A 17,208-nucleotide genomic window follows, 5' to 3' on the forward strand; every position below is an offset into this window, starting at 1 on the left:
CAACCCCCACACAAACAGGAATCAGACGAGGCCACCCCCACCAAAAAATATTGCGGCAGTCACTTACTCTCCCACAACCACCAAGTTGCAGTACCATCAGCGCGCATGGGCTTAGCTACCGGGATCGGAACGGTTAACCGGGCGTTTCCCCACCACTATCACCACCGCAAAACCAACAAACCACCACACCCAACCCACAAACAGGTCAGGCGGTAATGGTCCAAGAACCGCACAGCGAACGCGAACACCAACAACAGTCACATAACATGCACCCCACAACAGGGTGACTTCTCAAGCCAACACCACGTGCAACCCAAAAAGACTCTCACGCACACACCAACCCCAACAAAAGAGTTGATGAGTGATCGGTGTATTAGTACCAGTCAACTCCACACCTCACAGTGCTTCCATACCCGGCCTATCAACCCCATCATCTATAGGACACCTCTCCCACACAAAATGTATGGATGGAAATCTCATCTCGGAGCAGGCTTCCCGCTTAGATGCTTTCAGCGGTTATCCATCCCGAACGTAGCCAACCAGCCATGCTCCTGGCGGAACAACTGGCACACCAGAGGTTCGTCCGTCCCGGTCCTCTCGTACTAAGGACAGACCTCCACAAATTTCCTACGCACGCAGCGGATAGGGACCGAACTGTCTCACGACGTTCTAAACCCAGCTCGCGTACCGCTTTAATGGGCGAACAGCCCAACCCTTGGGACCGACTCCAGCCCCAGGATGCGACGAGCCGACATCGAGGTGCCAAACCATGCCGTCGATATGGACTCTTGGGCAAGATCAGCCTGTTATCCCCGAGGTACCTTTTATCCGTTGAGCGACCACGCTTCCACAAGCCATGGCCGGGTCACTAGTCCCAGCTTTCGCTCCTGCTCGACACGTCCGTCTCACAGTCAAGCTCCCTTGTGCACTTACACTCGACACCTGATTGCCAACCAGGCTGAGGGAACCTTTGGGCGCCTCCGTTACTCTTTAGGAGGCAACCGCCCCAGTTAAACTACCCATCAGGCACTGTCCCTGAACCCGATCAGGGTCCGAAGTTAAGGAATCCACTATGGTCAGAGTGGTATTTCACCGATCGACTCCACCTGATCTAGCGACCAAGCCTCATAGTCTCCCACCTATCCTACACAAACCACACCGAACACCAATACCAAACTATAGTGAAGGTCTCGGGGTCTTTCCGTCCTGCTGCGCGTAACGAGCATCTTTACTCGTAATGCAATTTCGCCGAGTTCGTGGTTGAGACAGCAGAGAAGTCGTTACGCCATTCGTGCAGGTCGGAACTTACCCGACAAGGAATTTCGCTACCTTAGGATGGTTATAGTTACCACCGCCGTTTACTGGGGCTTAAATTCTCCGCTTCACAGTAACCTGTTAACGAGTCCTCTTAACCTTCCAGCACCGGGCAGGCGTCAGTCCGTATACATCGACTTACATCTTCGCACGGACCTGTGTTTTTAATAAACAGTCGCTTCTCTCTGGCCTCTGCGACCACCACCAGCACATCCCGCAGCAAGTGCGGTTCACCAGGATGGTCCCCCTTCTCCCGAAGTTACGGGGGCATTTTGCCGAGTTCCTTAACCACGATTCTCTCGATCACCTTAGTATTCTCTACTCGACCACCTGTGTCGGTTATAGGGTACGGGCAACACACACCCTCACGTCGATGCTTTTCTCGGCAGCAGAGGATCACCAGATCACCCCACCACAGTGGGGCGCCCATCAGCTCTCACACACAAAGCGGGGACGGATTTACCTACCCCCGCGTGCTACAACCTTAGACCGTGACTACCATCGCACGGCCTGGCTACCTTTCTGCGTCACACCACACGCTTACCGACTCCACACTCAGGTCCCACATACCTCGCCAAACCCTCCTACCGAAGTACGAGAGGGCGAGGGACATGGTTAGTTTCATGTGTTTTGGTACTGTCGGTTGTGTGTCGGTACCAGAATATCAACTGGTTGTCCATCGACTACGCCTGTCGGCCTCGCCTTAGGTCCCGACTTACCCAGGGCGGATTAGCCTAGCCCTGGAACCCTTGGTCATCCGGTGGACGGGTTTCTCACCCGTCTTTCGCTACTCATGCCTGCATTCTCACTCGAACCGCTTCCACCACTCGTTCACACGGCAGCTTCACCAGCGACTCGACGCTCCCCTACCCAACACCACACCATTACGGATACACGTGGTGCTGCCACAACTTCGGCGGTGTACTTAGCCCCGCTACATTATCGGCGCTCAATCACTTGACCAGTGAGCTATTACGCACTCTTTCAAGGGTGGCTGCTTCTAAGCCAACCTCCTGGTTGTCTTCGCAACTGAACATCCTTTCCCACTGAGCACACGCTTAGGGGCCTTAGTTGATGGTCTGGGCTGTTTCCCTCTCGACAATGAAGCTTATCCCCCACTGTCTCACTGCCACGCTGAACCTTGACTGGCATTCGGAGTTTAGTTGACGTCAGTAACCCGGTGGGGCCCATCAGCCATCCAGTAGCTCTACCTCCAGCAAGAACCACGCAACGCTGCACCTAAATGCATTTCGGGGAGAACCAGCTATCACAGAGTTTGATTGGCCTTTCACCCCTAACCACAGGTCATCCCCTCCATTTTCAACTGAAGTGGGTGCGGGCCTCCACGCGCTCTTACACACGCTTCACCCTGCCCATGGCTAGATCACTCCGCTTCGGGTCTAGGACACGCGACTGACAACGCCCTGTTCGGACTCGCTTTCGCTACGGCTACCCCACACGGGTTAACCTCGCCACGCACCGCTAACTCGCAGGCTCATTCTTCAAAAGGCACGCCATCACAGTCATCTAGATACTGCTCTGACGGATTGTAAGCACATGGTTTCAGGTACTCTTTCACTCCCCTCCCGGGGTACTTTTCACCATTCCCTCACGGTACTTATCCGCTATCGGTCATCAGGAAGTATTTAGCCTTACCAGGTGGTCCTGGCAGATTCACACGAAATTCCACGAGTTCCGTGCTACTCGGGCACACGCACACTACGCCGGCGTCACTGTTTCGTCTACGGGACTCTCACCCACTCCGGTCCTGTTTCCCACCAGGTTCGACTACACCAACACCAACACAGACTGGCCATGCTGGACCAGACCGTACATACCCCACAACACCGTGCACGCAACACCAGCACGCTTGACACGCACACGGTTTAGGCTCATCCAGTTTCGCTCGCCACTACTCCCGGAATCATTGTTATTTTCTCTTCCTGCGGGTACTGAGATGTTTCACTTCCCCGCGTTCCCCCCACGTACCCTATATATTCAGGCACGGGTCACTACCCTCACAGGCAGCGGGGTTTCCCCATTCGGACATCCTCGGATCAACGCCCGTTTATCGGCTCCCCGAGGCTTATCGCAGATTTCCACGTCCTTCATCGGCTCCTGATGCCAAGGCATCCACCATGCGCTCTTACACACTCACCACACCCCAAAGGGTTGGCGGCGTGTACGCGAAATATTGTCTTTCAATCACACAAGATGATGACAAGAAAAATCACATTACATAACACCACAACCCCAAAAGGGCTGCAGCATTGATGCTCGCGTCCACTATACGATTCTCAAACCACTACCAAACACCACCCACAAACCAGACCACTGCTGTGGCTGCCCGTGAAGCGGGTCGGTCCTGTTGGTTGAAACCACACCCAACGACTGTTGGGGTTTGTGATTCCAGGACCCAATAACGTGCCTGTTCTAGCCCATCCTCATACCCATACATCGACGAGGCACTCACCCCGACAACGCTGAGTGGACGAGCGGAAGTTGTGATGTTCCACCCATGAGCAACCCACCCAGGAACACGAACGGTTCCTGACGGTGGGGATCTGAATGTGTGCTCCTTAGAAAGGAGGTGATCCAGCCGCACCTTCCGGTACGGCTACCTTGTTACGACTTAGTCCCAATTGCCAGTCCCACCTTAGACGGCCCCCTCCCCTAAGGGTTGGGCCACCGGCTTCGGGTGTTACCGACTTTCGTGACTTGACGGGCGGTGTGTACAAGGCCCGGGAACGTATTCACCGCAGCGTTGCTGATCTGCGATTACTAGCGACTCCGACTTCACGTAGTCGAATTGCAGACTACGATCCGAACTGAGACTGGCTTTAAGGGATTCGCTCACCCTCACAGGTTCGCCTCTCTCTGTACCAGCCATTGTAGCATGCGTGAAGCCCAAGACATAAAGGGCATGATGATTTGACGTCATCCCCACCTTCCTCCGAGTTGACCCCGGCAGTCTCCTATGAGTTCCCACCATCACGTGCTGGCAACATAGAACGAGGGTTGCGCTCGTTGCGGGACTTAACCCAACATCTCACGACACGAGCTGACGACAACCATGCACCACCTGTACACCAGCTCCAAAGAGAAGAACTGTTTCCAGAACGGTCCAGTGTATGTCAAGCCTTGGTAAGGTTCTTCGCGTTGCATCGAATTAATCCGCATGCTCCGCCGCTTGTGCGGGCCCCCGTCAATTCCTTTGAGTTTTAGCCTTGCGACCGTACTCCCCAGGCGGGGCACTTAATGCGTTAGCTACGGCGCGGAGAACGTGGAATGTCCCCCACACCTAGTGCCCAACGTTTACGGCATGGACTACCAGGGTATCTAATCCTGTTCGCTCCCCATGCTTTCGCTCCTCAGTGTCAGTTACAGCCCAGAGTCCCGCCTTCGCCACCGGTGTTCCTCCTGATATCTGCGCATTTCACCGCTACACCAGGAATTCCAGACTCCCCTACTGCACTCTAGTCAGCCCGTACCCACTGCCCGCGCAACGTTAAGCGTTGCGTTTCCACAGCAGACGTGACCAACCACCTACGAGCTCTTTACGCCCAATAATTCCGGACAACGCTCGTACCCTACGTATTACCGCGGCTGCTGGCACGTAGTTAGCCGGTACTTCTTCTGCAGGTACCGTCACTTTCGCTTCTTCCCTGCTGAAAGCGGTTTACAACCCGAAGGCCGTCATCCCGCACGCTGCGTCGCTGCATCAGGGTTTCCCCCATTGTGCAATATTCCCCACTGCTGCCTCCCGTAGGAGTCTGGGCCGTGTCTCAGTCCCAGTGTGGCCGGTCGCCCTCTCAGGCCGGCTACCCGTCGTCGCCTTGGTAGGCCATTACCCCACCAACAAGCTGATAGGCCGCGAGCCCATCCCCGATCGAAAAACTTTCCACCATCCCACATGCGTGGAACGGTCATATCCGGTATTAGACCCAGTTTCCCAGGCTTATCCCGAAATCAGGGGCAGGTTACTCACGTGTTACTCACCCGTTCGCCACTCATCCACCAGGTGCAAGCACCCGGCTTCAGCGTTCGACTTGCATGTGTTAAGCACGCAGCCAGCGTTCGTCCTGAGCCAGGATCAAACTCTCCATAAAAAAATTATGTTGCGTATGAATCCCAGCAAGACAGCCAAACCAGTCACGGGGTGACCAGCCGGCTTCAAAAAATACGATCAAACACCCCAACCGCCACCCCAGTGAACGATTCAACAAAGAACCACCCACCTCAAGGAGGCGAACCAGACTGTTCGACCGTGTGATTGTCTCACCAGAAAAATAATGTTTCTGGCATCACAACTTGTTCAAACAAACACGCTATTGGATTCTCAAACCACAAACACTCACCCATCACCACAACCCAACAAAAAGGGGCGTGTTCACTGGGGGCATCAGTTTCATTTATCGTCACCCACCCGATCCCCAACCACCGTGACAAACCGTGTTTGTCCTGGTCAGGCCCGGTGGAAACCCTGTCTTTCAGACTGTGTTTCCGGCGGGGCAACGAGATATAACTCTAGACCAGGCAAACCCGTCCACGCAAATCCAAACCCGCCATTCCCCACGTGACACCCACCACACGGACTGCCGGGGAACAGGCGCAGGAAAGTCTAGCGTCGGGGCAGAGAGCGTCGTGCGCCACGGAGGTCAGAAACCCGGCTCTGCTGCTGCCCGCAGGCGATCGCTTTGAGTCTCGATGACAGGACCCACCGCGTCGCGCTCCGAGCGGCGGATTCCTCTGCCGGCCGCCAGAGGGTTCCAATTGGCGACTGCGTCGACGACTTCGTGGATGATGGTCCGCGCGGCCGGTGCGGTCAGGTGACAGAGTGAAGCGAAGTCAAGAAGTGCTCCGGCCTCATCGTCTGCTGAGACCACTCCGTTGATCGCTGTCTGCCGTTCGACTGCCCGTTCAGGTTCGGTGTTGATGTCGAAGGCCGGGCTCAGCTGCCACCCTGCCTCTGACCGAACGAAGCCGTGGTTTCGCAGATGGTCGTCTGTATTGTGCACTGCGACGGAGAAGACCACTCGTCGGTACAGTTCCGCGCAATCGCGCTTCCAACGCCGGCTGTGGTCTTCGATTGCCTCAATGATGTCGAGGTAGTCGGCGGCTTCTCCATCGCGTCGGCCGGTCGCTGTCATTGCGCTGATGTATCCGATGCGTTGTTGGGCGTCCCGGTCGAACCTTTCCAGCAGGAGCACGGATCGACCGTCGATGGTGAGCGTTCTGCACCTTGGGACTTCGATCCCTGCCATTCGCGCGAGCTCGAGTGCCACCCCCTCCCACGCAATGACGTCCCACTCATCGGCAGGGCGCGTGAACTTTGCGATATGCAGCGCTCCCTCGTCGTCGGTCACGGACGCTTTCGGCCGAGCTCCACCCAGTGATCCGGTCCCAGCGTCGAGGAGGCGTTTCACAGCCCCAGCGGAGCCCTCTAGGACGCCATCCGCTGCGTGTTGCAGCTCGGGCAGGGCAAGGAGTTTCGGTACTCGACTGTTGTCGCTGAGAAGGGGACCATCGGGACCGCGACGAAACCGAAGAGAGCCTTGTCGGGTACAGTCGCTGACCCCGAGAAGGTAGTCGACATCTGTGAGTCGGCGGTCGCTGACGGCCTCTTCAGCCACTAATCGCCGGTGCTCCTTGGCAACAAGGTTACGTCCCCACCGGTCCGGGGCGCAGTCAGCGAAAGCGCCAGGCAGACCCGGGACGCTGAAAGGTGCCGTTGACAGAGGGAGTTGAGGATCTATCGAATACGCCCACCTGGCCGATGCATATTCATCGGAGTATTTGAAGGTGGTCGAGATCTGCCCTCGTCCGATGTGGAAATAGGCGGTCCCAACGTGAACAGGTCTGCCGTCATGGGTCATTTCCACACGCACCTGCTCACTCATCGGCGAACTCGCTCCGGAAGCGATTCGGACGAGCGCAGTCTTCCGACATCGGTGCTCAACGGGTCAAAGGAGTCGGCTACGTGATCAAGCTGTCCCAATGCCTGCATGACCGACATGACTGCGCCGAGGGAGACGCCGGCGTCTCCCCGTTCGATCTTCTGCAGAGTTGATCGCGAGATCCCGGCACGCTCAGCGACTTCAGCAGCTTTCAGTGACTGCATGAGTCGCCATCGTCGAATCGATGAACCGACTTCGCCGAGGCGGCGCTCCACCTGTCGGGTGACGGCCATCTTTGCTCCTAACGGCTCAGATAATAGTCACTATAGTCATTACTGACTAGGATACGCATCATTGCGAAAGCCGACAAGAGCTCACGGGGCACATAGGGACTCCGCGCGGCCAGGGACCGGCAATCGCATCCTCTCCCCCGCGAAGCCCTCCACCCCGGAGGTCGAACACGGAGATGATGGGGCCGGCGATCATTGACCCTCATGCGGCGCACCCAACGGGATCGAGGCGGCTGAGTGCCGGACGCGACGGAGTGCTGGGCACGTTTGTGGTCAGCAGCAACACGACCCATGAATACGAGGAAGGCCCCGCCCAACCCCCACACAAACAGGAATCAGACGAGGCCACCCCCACCAAAAAATATTGCGGCAGTCACTTACTCTCCCACAACCACCAAGTTGCAGTACCATCAGCGCGCATGGGCTTAGCTACCGGGATCGGAACGGTTAACCGGGCGTTTCCCCACCACTATCACCACCGCAAAACCAACAGACCACCACCACACCCAACCCACAAACAGGTCAGGCGGTAATGGTCCAAGAACCGCACAGCGAACGCGAACACCAACAACAGTCACATAACATGCACCCCACAACAGGGTGACTTCTCAAGCCAACACCACGTGCAACCCAAAAAGACTCTCACGCACACACCAACCCCAACAAAAGAGTTGATGAGTGATCGGTGTATTAGTACCAGTCAACTCCACACCTCACAGTGCTTCCATACCCGGCCTATCAACCCCATCATCTATAGGACACCTCTCCCACACAAAATGTATGGATGGAAATCTCATCTCGGAGCAGGCTTCCCGCTTAGATGCTTTCAGCGGTTATCCATCCCGAACGTAGCCAACCAGCCATGCTCCTGGCGGAACAACTGGCACACCAGAGGTTCGTCCGTCCCGGTCCTCTCGTACTAAGGACAGACCTCCACAAATTTCCTACGCACGCAGCGGATAGGGACCGAACTGTCTCACGACGTTCTAAACCCAGCTCGCGTACCGCTTTAATGGGCGAACAGCCCAACCCTTGGGACCGACTCCAGCCCCAGGATGCGACGAGCCGACATCGAGGTGCCAAACCATGCCGTCGATATGGACTCTTGGGCAAGATCAGCCTGTTATCCCCGAGGTACCTTTTATCCGTTGAGCGACCACGCTTCCACAAGCCATGGCCGGGTCACTAGTCCCAGCTTTCGCTCCTGCTCGACACGTCCGTCTCACAGTCAAGCTCCCTTGTGCACTTACACTCGACACCTGATTGCCAACCAGGCTGAGGGAACCTTTGGGCGCCTCCGTTACTCTTTAGGAGGCAACCGCCCCAGTTAAACTACCCATCAGGCACTGTCCCTGAACCCGATCAGGGTCCGAAGTTAAGGAATCCACTATGGTCAGAGTGGTATTTCACCGATCGACTCCACCTGATCTAGCGACCAAGCCTCATAGTCTCCCACCTATCCTACACAAACCACACCGAACACCAATACCAAACTATAGTGAAGGTCTCGGGGTCTTTCCGTCCTGCTGCGCGTAACGAGCATCTTTACTCGTAATGCAATTTCGCCGAGTTCGTGGTTGAGACAGCAGAGAAGTCGTTACGCCATTCGTGCAGGTCGGAACTTACCCGACAAGGAATTTCGCTACCTTAGGATGGTTATAGTTACCACCGCCGTTTACTGGGGCTTAAATTCTCCGCTTCACAGTAACCTGTTAACGAGTCCTCTTAACCTTCCAGCACCGGGCAGGCGTCAGTCCGTATACATCGACTTACATCTTCGCACGGACCTGTGTTTTTAATAAACAGTCGCTTCTCTCTGGCCTCTGCGACCACCACCAGCACATCCCGCAGCAAGTGCGGTTCACCAGGATGGTCCCCCTTCTCCCGAAGTTACGGGGGCATTTTGCCGAGTTCCTTAACCACGATTCTCTCGATCACCTTAGTATTCTCTACTCGACCACCTGTGTCGGTTATAGGGTACGGGCAACACACACCCTCACGTCGATGCTTTTCTCGGCAGCAGAGGATCACCAGATCACCCCACCACAGTGGGGCGCCCATCAGCTCTCACACACAAAGCGGGGACGGATTTACCTACCCCCGCGTGCTACAACCTTAGACCGTGACTACCATCGCACGGCCTGGCTACCTTTCTGCGTCACACCACACGCTTACCGACTCCACACTCAGGTCCCACATACCTCGCCAAACCCTCCTACCGAAGTACGAGAGGGCGAGGGACATGGTTAGTTTCATGTGTTTTGGTACTGTCGGTTGTGTGTCGGTACCAGAATATCAACTGGTTGTCCATCGACTACGCCTGTCGGCCTCGCCTTAGGTCCCGACTTACCCAGGGCGGATTAGCCTAGCCCTGGAACCCTTGGTCATCCGGTGGACGGGTTTCTCACCCGTCTTTCGCTACTCATGCCTGCATTCTCACTCGAACCGCTTCCACCACTCGTTCACACGGCAGCTTCACCAGCGACTCGACGCTCCCCTACCCAACACCACACCATTACGGATACACGTGGTGCTGCCACAACTTCGGCGGTGTACTTAGCCCCGCTACATTATCGGCGCTCAATCACTTGACCAGTGAGCTATTACGCACTCTTTCAAGGGTGGCTGCTTCTAAGCCAACCTCCTGGTTGTCTTCGCAACTGAACATCCTTTCCCACTGAGCACACGCTTAGGGGCCTTAGTTGATGGTCTGGGCTGTTTCCCTCTCGACAATGAAGCTTATCCCCCACTGTCTCACTGCCACGCTGAACCTTGACTGGCATTCGGAGTTTAGTTGACGTCAGTAACCCGGTGGGGCCCATCAGCCATCCAGTAGCTCTACCTCCAGCAAGAACCACGCAACGCTGCACCTAAATGCATTTCGGGGAGAACCAGCTATCACAGAGTTTGATTGGCCTTTCACCCCTAACCACAGGTCATCCCCTCCATTTTCAACTGAAGTGGGTGCGGGCCTCCACGCGCTCTTACACACGCTTCACCCTGCCCATGGCTAGATCACTCCGCTTCGGGTCTAGGACACGCGACTGACAACGCCCTGTTCGGACTCGCTTTCGCTACGGCTACCCCACACGGGTTAACCTCGCCACGCACCGCTAACTCGCAGGCTCATTCTTCAAAAGGCACGCCATCACAGTCATCTAGATACTGCTCTGACGGATTGTAAGCACATGGTTTCAGGTACTCTTTCACTCCCCTCCCGGGGTACTTTTCACCATTCCCTCACGGTACTTATCCGCTATCGGTCATCAGGAAGTATTTAGCCTTACCAGGTGGTCCTGGCAGATTCACACGAAATTCCACGAGTTCCGTGCTACTCGGGCACACGCACACTACGCCGGCGTCACTGTTTCGTCTACGGGACTCTCACCCACTCCGGTCCTGTTTCCCACCAGGTTCGACTACACCAACACCAACACAGACTGGCCATGCTGGACCAGACCGTACATACCCCACAACACCGTGCACGCAACACCAGCACGCTTGACACGCACACGGTTTAGGCTCATCCAGTTTCGCTCGCCACTACTCCCGGAATCATTGTTATTTTCTCTTCCTGCGGGTACTGAGATGTTTCACTTCCCCGCGTTCCCCCCACGTACCCTATATATTCAGGCACGGGTCACTACCCTCACAGGCAGCGGGGTTTCCCCATTCGGAGATCCTCGGATCAACGCCCGTTTATCGGCTCCCCGAGGCTTATCGCAGATTTCCACGTCCTTCATCGGCTCCTGATGCCAAGGCATCCACCATGCGCTCTTACACACTCACCACACCCCAAAAGGGTTGGCGGCGTGTACGCGAAATATTGTCTTTCAATCACACAAGATGATGACAAGAAAAATCACATTACATAACACCACAACCCCAAAAGGGCTGCAGCATTGATGCTCGCGTCCACTATACGATTCTCAAACCACTACCAAACACCACCCACAAACCAGACCACTGCTGTGGCTGCCCGTGAAGCGGGTCGGTCCTGTTGGTTGAAACCACACCCAACGACTGTTGGGGTTTGTGATTCCAGGACCCAATAACGTGTTCGTCCTAGCCCATCCTCATACCCATACATCGACGAGGCACTCACCCCGACAACGCTGAGTGGACGAGCGGAAGTTGTGATGTTCCACCCATGAGCAACCCACCCAGGAACACGAACGGTTCCTGACGGTGGGGATCTGAATGTGTGCTCCTTAGAAAGGAGGTGATCCAGCCGCACCTTCCGGTACGGCTACCTTGTTACGACTTAGTCCCAATTGCCAGTCCCACCTTAGACGGCCCCCTCCCCTAAGGGTTGGGCCACCGGCTTCGGGTGTTACCGACTTTCGTGACTTGACGGGCGGTGTGTACAAGGCCCGGGAACGTATTCACCGCAGCGTTGCTGATCTGCGATTACTAGCGACTCCGACTTCACGTAGTCGAATTGCAGACTACGATCCGAACTGAGACTGGCTTTAAGGGATTCGCTCACCCTCACAGGTTCGCCTCTCTCTGTACCAGCCATTGTAGCATGCGTGAAGCCCAAGACATAAAGGGCATGATGATTTGACGTCATCCCCACCTTCCTCCGAGTTGACCCCGGCAGTCTCCTATGAGTTCCCACCATCACGTGCTGGCAACATAGAACGAGGGTTGCGCTCGTTGCGGGACTTAACCCAACATCTCACGACACGAGCTGACGACAACCATGCACCACCTGTACACCAGCTCCAAAGAGAAGAACTGTTTCCAGAACGGTCCAGTGTATGTCAAGCCTTGGTAAGGTTCTTCGCGTTGCATCGAATTAATCCGCATGCTCCGCCGCTTGTGCGGGCCCCCGTCAATTCCTTTGAGTTTTAGCCTTGCGACCGTACTCCCCAGGCGGGGCACTTAATGCGTTAGCTACGGCGCGGAGAACGTGGAATGTCCCCCACACCTAGTGCCCAACGTTTACGGCATGGACTACCAGGGTATCTAATCCTGTTCGCTCCCCATGCTTTCGCTCCTCAGTGTCAGTTACAGCCCAGAGTCCCGCCTTCGCCACCGGTGTTCCTCCTGATATCTGCGCATTTCACCGCTACACCAGGAATTCCAGACTCCCCTACTGCACTCTAGTCAGCCCGTACCCACTGCCCGCGCAACGTTAAGCGTTGCGTTTCCACAGCAGACGTGACCAACCACCTACGAGCTCTTTACGCCCAATAATTCCGGACAACGCTCGTACCCTACGTATTACCGCGGCTGCTGGCACGTAGTTAGCCGGTACTTCTTCTGCAGGTACCGTCACTTTCGCTTCTTCCCTGCTGAAAGCGGTTTACAACCCGAAGGCCGTCATCCCGCACGCTGCGTCGCTGCATCAGGGTTTCCCCCATTGTGCAATATTCCCCACTGCTGCCTCCCGTAGGAGTCTGGGCCGTGTCTCAGTCCCAGTGTGGCCGGTCGCCCTCTCAGGCCGGCTACCCGTCGTCGCCTTGGTAGGCCATTACCCCACCAACAAGCTGATAGGCCGCGAGCCCATCCCCGATCGAAAAACTTTCCACCATCCCACATGCGTGGAACGGTCATATCCGGTATTAGACCCAGTTTCCCAGGCTTATCCCGAAATCAGGGGCAGGTTACTCACGTGTTACTCACCCGTTCGCCACTCATCCACCAGGTGCAAGCACCCGGCTTCAGCGTTCGACTTGCATGTGTTAAGCACGCAGCCAGCGTTCGTCCTGAGCCAGGATCAAACTCTCCATAAAAAAATTATGTTGCGTATGAATCCCAGCAAGACAGCCAAACCAGTCACGGGGTGACCAGCCGGCTTCAAAAAATACGATCAAACACCCCAACCGCCACCCCAGTGAACGATTCAACAAAGAACCACCCACCTCAAGGAGGCGAACCAGACTGTTCGACCGTGTGATTGTCTCACCAGAAAAATAATGTTTCTGGCATCACAACTTGTTCAAACAAACACGCTATTGGATTCTCAAACCACAAACACTCACCCATCACCACAACCCAACAAAAAGGGGCGTGTTCACTGGGGGCATCAGTTTCATTTATCGTCACCCACCCGATCCCCAACCACCGTGACAAACCGTGTTTGTCCTGGTCAGGCCCGGTGGAAACCCTGTCTTTCAGACTGTGTTTCCGGCGGGGCAACGAGATATAACTCTAGACCAGGCAAACCCGTCCACGCAAATCCAAACCCGCCATTCCCCACGTGACACCCACCACACGGACTGCCGGGGAACAGGCAGCCTTCCAGGAGCCCTGAAACAGCGGCGCTCCTGGAAGCTGGGCTTCGAGCATGGGCGCGTTCATGCGAATGCCGAGAGGGCACTGAGTCGTGCCGCGTCCAGAGCCTCGGACAGGCTCCGGCGGCGATGAGCCGCCGACAGGATCTCCACTCCCCACGGTCCCTCGTATCCGATGCTGCGCAGTGCCTGGATGAAGCCGGCGACGTCCTGGACTCCGTCTCCGATGAGCTCACGATTGTCGCGAGTGTCTTCGAAGAGCGATCCGACGACGTCTTCCTGGGCATCACAGAGTTCGACACCGAAGACCATGTCCGTGGTCAGACAGGCCCGCAGCTCGTCCAAAGAGGTGCCTGCCCGGAACACGTGCCAGTAGTCGACGATCAGACCGGCCGCCGGGTGGTCGACCTGGGAGATGAGTTCGGCTCCCTGCGGCATCGACGCGATCATGCCGAAGGGAAGAGGCTCGAGGGCGACCTTGGTCCCGTACGAGGCGGCTTCCTCTGCCAGGTCCCTGAGAGGGGCGACGAGAGGACGGACGTCTTTGAGAGCGGGGGCGCTGTCGGTGCCGATCTTGATGAAGGCGGCGTCGAGAGCCTGCGCGGCTTCGAGCAGTTCTTCCCAGTGTCCGCGCCAACCTTCGCTCGGGTGCTTCCACCATCCTGAGCACAGTTCGACTTCGACGTGCTGCAGGCCGGATCCGGTGATCTCGTCGGCAAGAGTGTCGTAGCCGATGGTGTCCCGGATGGCTCGCAGGTCATCGAGGACGAAGCCGAGCCCCATCCAGCCGGTCGCGGCGATCTGACGAACCCGCTCGATCGGATCCAGCGGGCTCCGCTCGCTGCTGCGCATCGGAGCCGCGTCGCCGGCGCTGGTCCAGCAGGTGGCTATCAGTTCCGGTTCGATCATCATTCGTCACGCAGCTTCTTCCATGCCCCGAAGCGGTATGCCAGGCCCGATTCGATGCCCTCTTCCATCTTCTCCAACGATATTCCCCGCGTCTCGGGAACCTGAGTCGCAATGAAGATCAAGGCGAGTACTCCGACTGCGGCGAAGAGGAAGAAGACACCGGAGATCCCGATCCCTGCCACCAGCGATGGGAACACGAGAGCGATGGCACCATTCATGCCCCAACCGAACAGCTGCGAGATTCCGATGCCCACACCGCGCATCGGCAGCGGGAACACCTCCGCCAGCCAGACCCACACAGCGACATTGAGGAAGGACTGCATCGAGGCGACGAATCCGACGATGAGGGCGAGGATCACCCATGCGCGCAGCGGGTTGTCCTCGGACATGAACTTGGAGCACAGACCGATGAGCAGGTGGAAGGTCGTCGTCAGGGACAGACCGGTGATGAAGGTCGTGCGTCGGTCGACACGGTCCATCATGTAGAGGGCGAAGAGTCCGCCCAACACAGCGACGACACCGGGAGCGATGTTCGCGATGAGTGCGGCGTTGGCGGCGAACCCTGACTGGATGAGGACGATCTGCCCGTAGTACATGATCGAGTTGATTCCGGTGAGCTGCTGGCAGACCGCCACGCCCATGCCGACAAGCACGATCCGGATCAGCCATTTGTTGAACACGAACTTCCGGTAGCCGACTCGACGATCTCCGGTTGAGGCTTCCGCCACCTCTTCGACGGATCCCAGCTCCGCACGTGCCCTCTCTTCGGTGCGCACCGTCATCAGGACAGCGAGAGCCTCGTCGTGGCGGTTGTGTTCGACCAGCCACCTCGGCGATTCGGGCATCCGGAGCATGCCGATGAACAGGCAGACCGCGGGTATTGCGCAGATGGCGAACATGACCCGCCAGATCCCGTCGATATGTCCCCAGACGTTGCCGATGATGGCATTGACGACGAAGGCGGCAAGCTGTCCGCTGACGATCGCGACTTCGTTTCGTCCGCTGATGGATCCGCGGATTTCGTGTGGAGCGAGTTCGGACAGGTACACCGGGACGACGATGGAGGCACCGCCGACGGCCAGGCCGAGCATGATCCGACCGATGACCAGCACAGACACGTTAGGGGCGAAGACGGCAACCAGCGTGCCGAGGAAGAACAACATCGCCAGGACTATGATCGTTCGACGTCGTCCGACCATGTCGCAGATCTTGCCGCAGGAAACGGCGCCGACAGCGGCAGCGAAGACGAGCGAACTCGTCACGACACCTTCGCTGACTGCAGTCAGTCCGAGTTCTTCGGACATGGGGCGCAGCGCCCCGTTGATGACACCGGTGTCATAGCCGAACAGGAGCCCTCCGAAGCAGGCAACGATAGAGATGAGTCCTATCCGTTTGCGATGGGCTCCGGTCTTGGGCATCACCGGCAGTGCTGAGTCTTTGACGATTGGTGACTCTGTTGAATTGGCAACCACGATGGTCTCCTAACAAATATGCATCGTTGCACTCTGATATGCGTTGCCGCATTGGGTTGGGTTCAGGGTCAGGCGGTCAGATCGACCTGGACGACCCGTCCTTCTGCCGCGGATGTCTGGGCCGCATTGGCCAGGATCAGCGCTGCTCGGCCATCAGCGAAGGACGAGCAGCGTGACTCCTCTCCGCGGACGAGCTGACAGAATTCGCGCAGCTCTTCGACGTAGGCGTCGGAGTATCGCTCGAGGAAGAAGTGCTGATAGGGCGAGGTGGTCTTCACCGCAGTCGCGTTCGAGTAGCTGACCAGACTCGTCCCCGCGTTCCCGACTTCGAGCATGCCCTGGCCGCCGAAGATCTCGATCCTCTGGTCGTAGCCGATCGCGCTGTGCCGTGAGTTCGTGATGGAGATCTGGACCCCGGTCGAGGTCCTCATCGTCACCATCGCGGTGTCGAAGTCGGAAGTCTCCTTGGCTCCGTCGTCGAACAGCTGTGAGCCGGTCGCGAAGACCTCGACGATGTCAGGGGCGAAATAGCGTGCCATATCGAAGTCGTGAATCGTCTGGTCTCGGAACATGCCGCCGGTCGTCCGGAGGTTCTCGACGCTTGGTGGGGCGGGGTCGCGGCTGATGATCGACAGCTGCTCGAGGTCTCCGACCTCACCGGCGATGAGGCGTTCTCGAGCGAGTGAGAAGTCACGGTCGAATCGGCGGTTGAAACCGACGGCGAAGGGAACGCCGGAATTCTCGACCAGTGGCGCCAGTTCGTCGACGCGGGCGATGTCGAGGTCGATCGGCTTCTCGCAGAGCACCGGGATTCCGGCTTCGATGGCCTTCTTGATGAGATCGGCGTGGGTCGACGTCGGTGAGGCGATGACCACTGCATCGAGCTCACCCGAAGCGAAGGCTTCGTCGGGGTCGCCTGTTGCGCGGGCGCCGTTTTCCTCAGCGATCGCTTCGGCTCCGGCGACATAGGGGTCGATCACCCAGGTCAGGGTGGTTTCGGGAAGTGCCGCGATGTTGACGGCATGGACTTTGCCGATGCGGCCGGTCCCGATGAGACCGATGCGCAGTTGTTCATTCGTCATTG

General features: G+C 57.1%; 5 protein-coding genes, 6 rRNA genes and 1 pseudogene. All 12 read right to left on the reverse strand.

What is annotated here, in order from left to right:
• Positions 1-50 precede the first annotated feature (50 nt).
• The 12 genes and pseudogenes from rrf (ACQE2J_RS16755) to iolG all read right to left on the reverse strand — a co-directional run bounded on the left by rrf (ACQE2J_RS16755) (position 51) and on the right by iolG (position 17,206).
• Positions 51-169 (reverse strand): 5S ribosomal RNA (rrf, locus tag ACQE2J_RS16755).
• 184 nt (positions 170-353) lie between these two features.
• Positions 354-3,474 (reverse strand): 23S ribosomal RNA (locus ACQE2J_RS16760).
• A gap of 423 nt (positions 3,475-3,897) precedes the next feature.
• Positions 3,898-5,423, reverse strand: a 16S ribosomal RNA gene (locus ACQE2J_RS16765).
• The 16S, 23S and 5S rRNA genes sit together here, the layout of an rRNA operon.
• 549 nt (positions 5,424-5,972) lie before the next feature.
• Positions 5,973-6,947 carry a type II toxin-antitoxin system HipA family toxin gene (locus ACQE2J_RS16770; RefSeq protein ID WP_425120630.1) on the reverse strand — a complete coding sequence of 325 codons (975 nt, stop codon included), beginning with the start codon at positions 6,945-6,947 and terminating at the stop codon, positions 5,973-5,975.
• 18 nt (positions 6,948-6,965) lie between these two features.
• Positions 6,966-7,214: pseudogene (locus ACQE2J_RS16775) on the reverse strand (HipA N-terminal domain-containing protein); the annotation flags it as partial.
• On the reverse strand, positions 7,211-7,504 hold the full coding sequence (locus tag ACQE2J_RS16780) for a helix-turn-helix domain-containing protein (protein WP_135542797.1): 294 nt from the start codon (positions 7,502-7,504) through the stop codon (positions 7,211-7,213). The pseudogene ACQE2J_RS16775 and the gene ACQE2J_RS16780, both read right to left, overlap by 4 nt.
• Positions 7,505-7,865: 361 nt before the next feature.
• Positions 7,866-7,984 (reverse strand): 5S ribosomal RNA (rrf, locus tag ACQE2J_RS16785).
• A gap of 187 nt (positions 7,985-8,171) precedes the next feature.
• Positions 8,172-11,292: ribosomal RNA gene (locus ACQE2J_RS16790) — 23S ribosomal RNA — on the reverse strand.
• A 424-nt stretch (positions 11,293-11,716) separates the two neighbouring features.
• Positions 11,717-13,242: ribosomal RNA gene (locus tag ACQE2J_RS16795) — 16S ribosomal RNA — on the reverse strand.
• Between the two features lie 564 nt (positions 13,243-13,806).
• A complete protein-coding gene (locus tag ACQE2J_RS16800) occupies positions 13,807-14,655 on the reverse strand; it encodes a sugar phosphate isomerase/epimerase family protein (RefSeq protein ID WP_425119849.1) in 849 nt (282 codons plus the stop codon).
• Positions 14,652-16,124 (reverse strand): sugar porter family MFS transporter, encoded by a 1,473-nt coding sequence (locus tag ACQE2J_RS16805; protein WP_425119848.1) that lies wholly within the window; start codon positions 16,122-16,124, stop codon positions 14,652-14,654. Before ACQE2J_RS16805 ends, ACQE2J_RS16800 begins: the two co-directional genes overlap by 4 nt.
• Before the next feature lie 68 nt (positions 16,125-16,192).
• The gene (iolG, locus tag ACQE2J_RS16810; protein ID WP_135542511.1) at positions 16,193-17,206 is read right to left on the reverse strand and encodes an inositol 2-dehydrogenase; all 1,014 of its coding nucleotides are present in this window, start codon (positions 17,204-17,206) and stop codon (positions 16,193-16,195) included.
• Between the last annotated feature and the right edge of the window lie 2 nt (positions 17,207-17,208).

This window comes from Brevibacterium sp. LE-L (assembly GCF_050214925.1).
In the GTDB taxonomy this organism is placed as follows: Bacteria; Actinomycetota; Actinomycetes; order Actinomycetales; family Brevibacteriaceae; genus Brevibacterium.

Coding starts and splice junctions, on each gene's coding strand:
- ACQE2J_RS16780 (WP_135542797.1), bottom strand. CDS start 7,504: ATGGCCGTCACCCGACAGGTGGAGCGCCGCCTCGGCGAAGTCGGTTCA.
- ACQE2J_RS16800 (WP_425119849.1), bottom strand. CDS start 14,655: ATGATGATCGAACCGGAACTGATAGCCACCTGCTGGACCAGCGCCGGC.
- iolG (WP_135542511.1), bottom strand. CDS start 17,206: ATGACGAATGAACAACTGCGCATCGGTCTCATCGGGACCGGCCGCATC.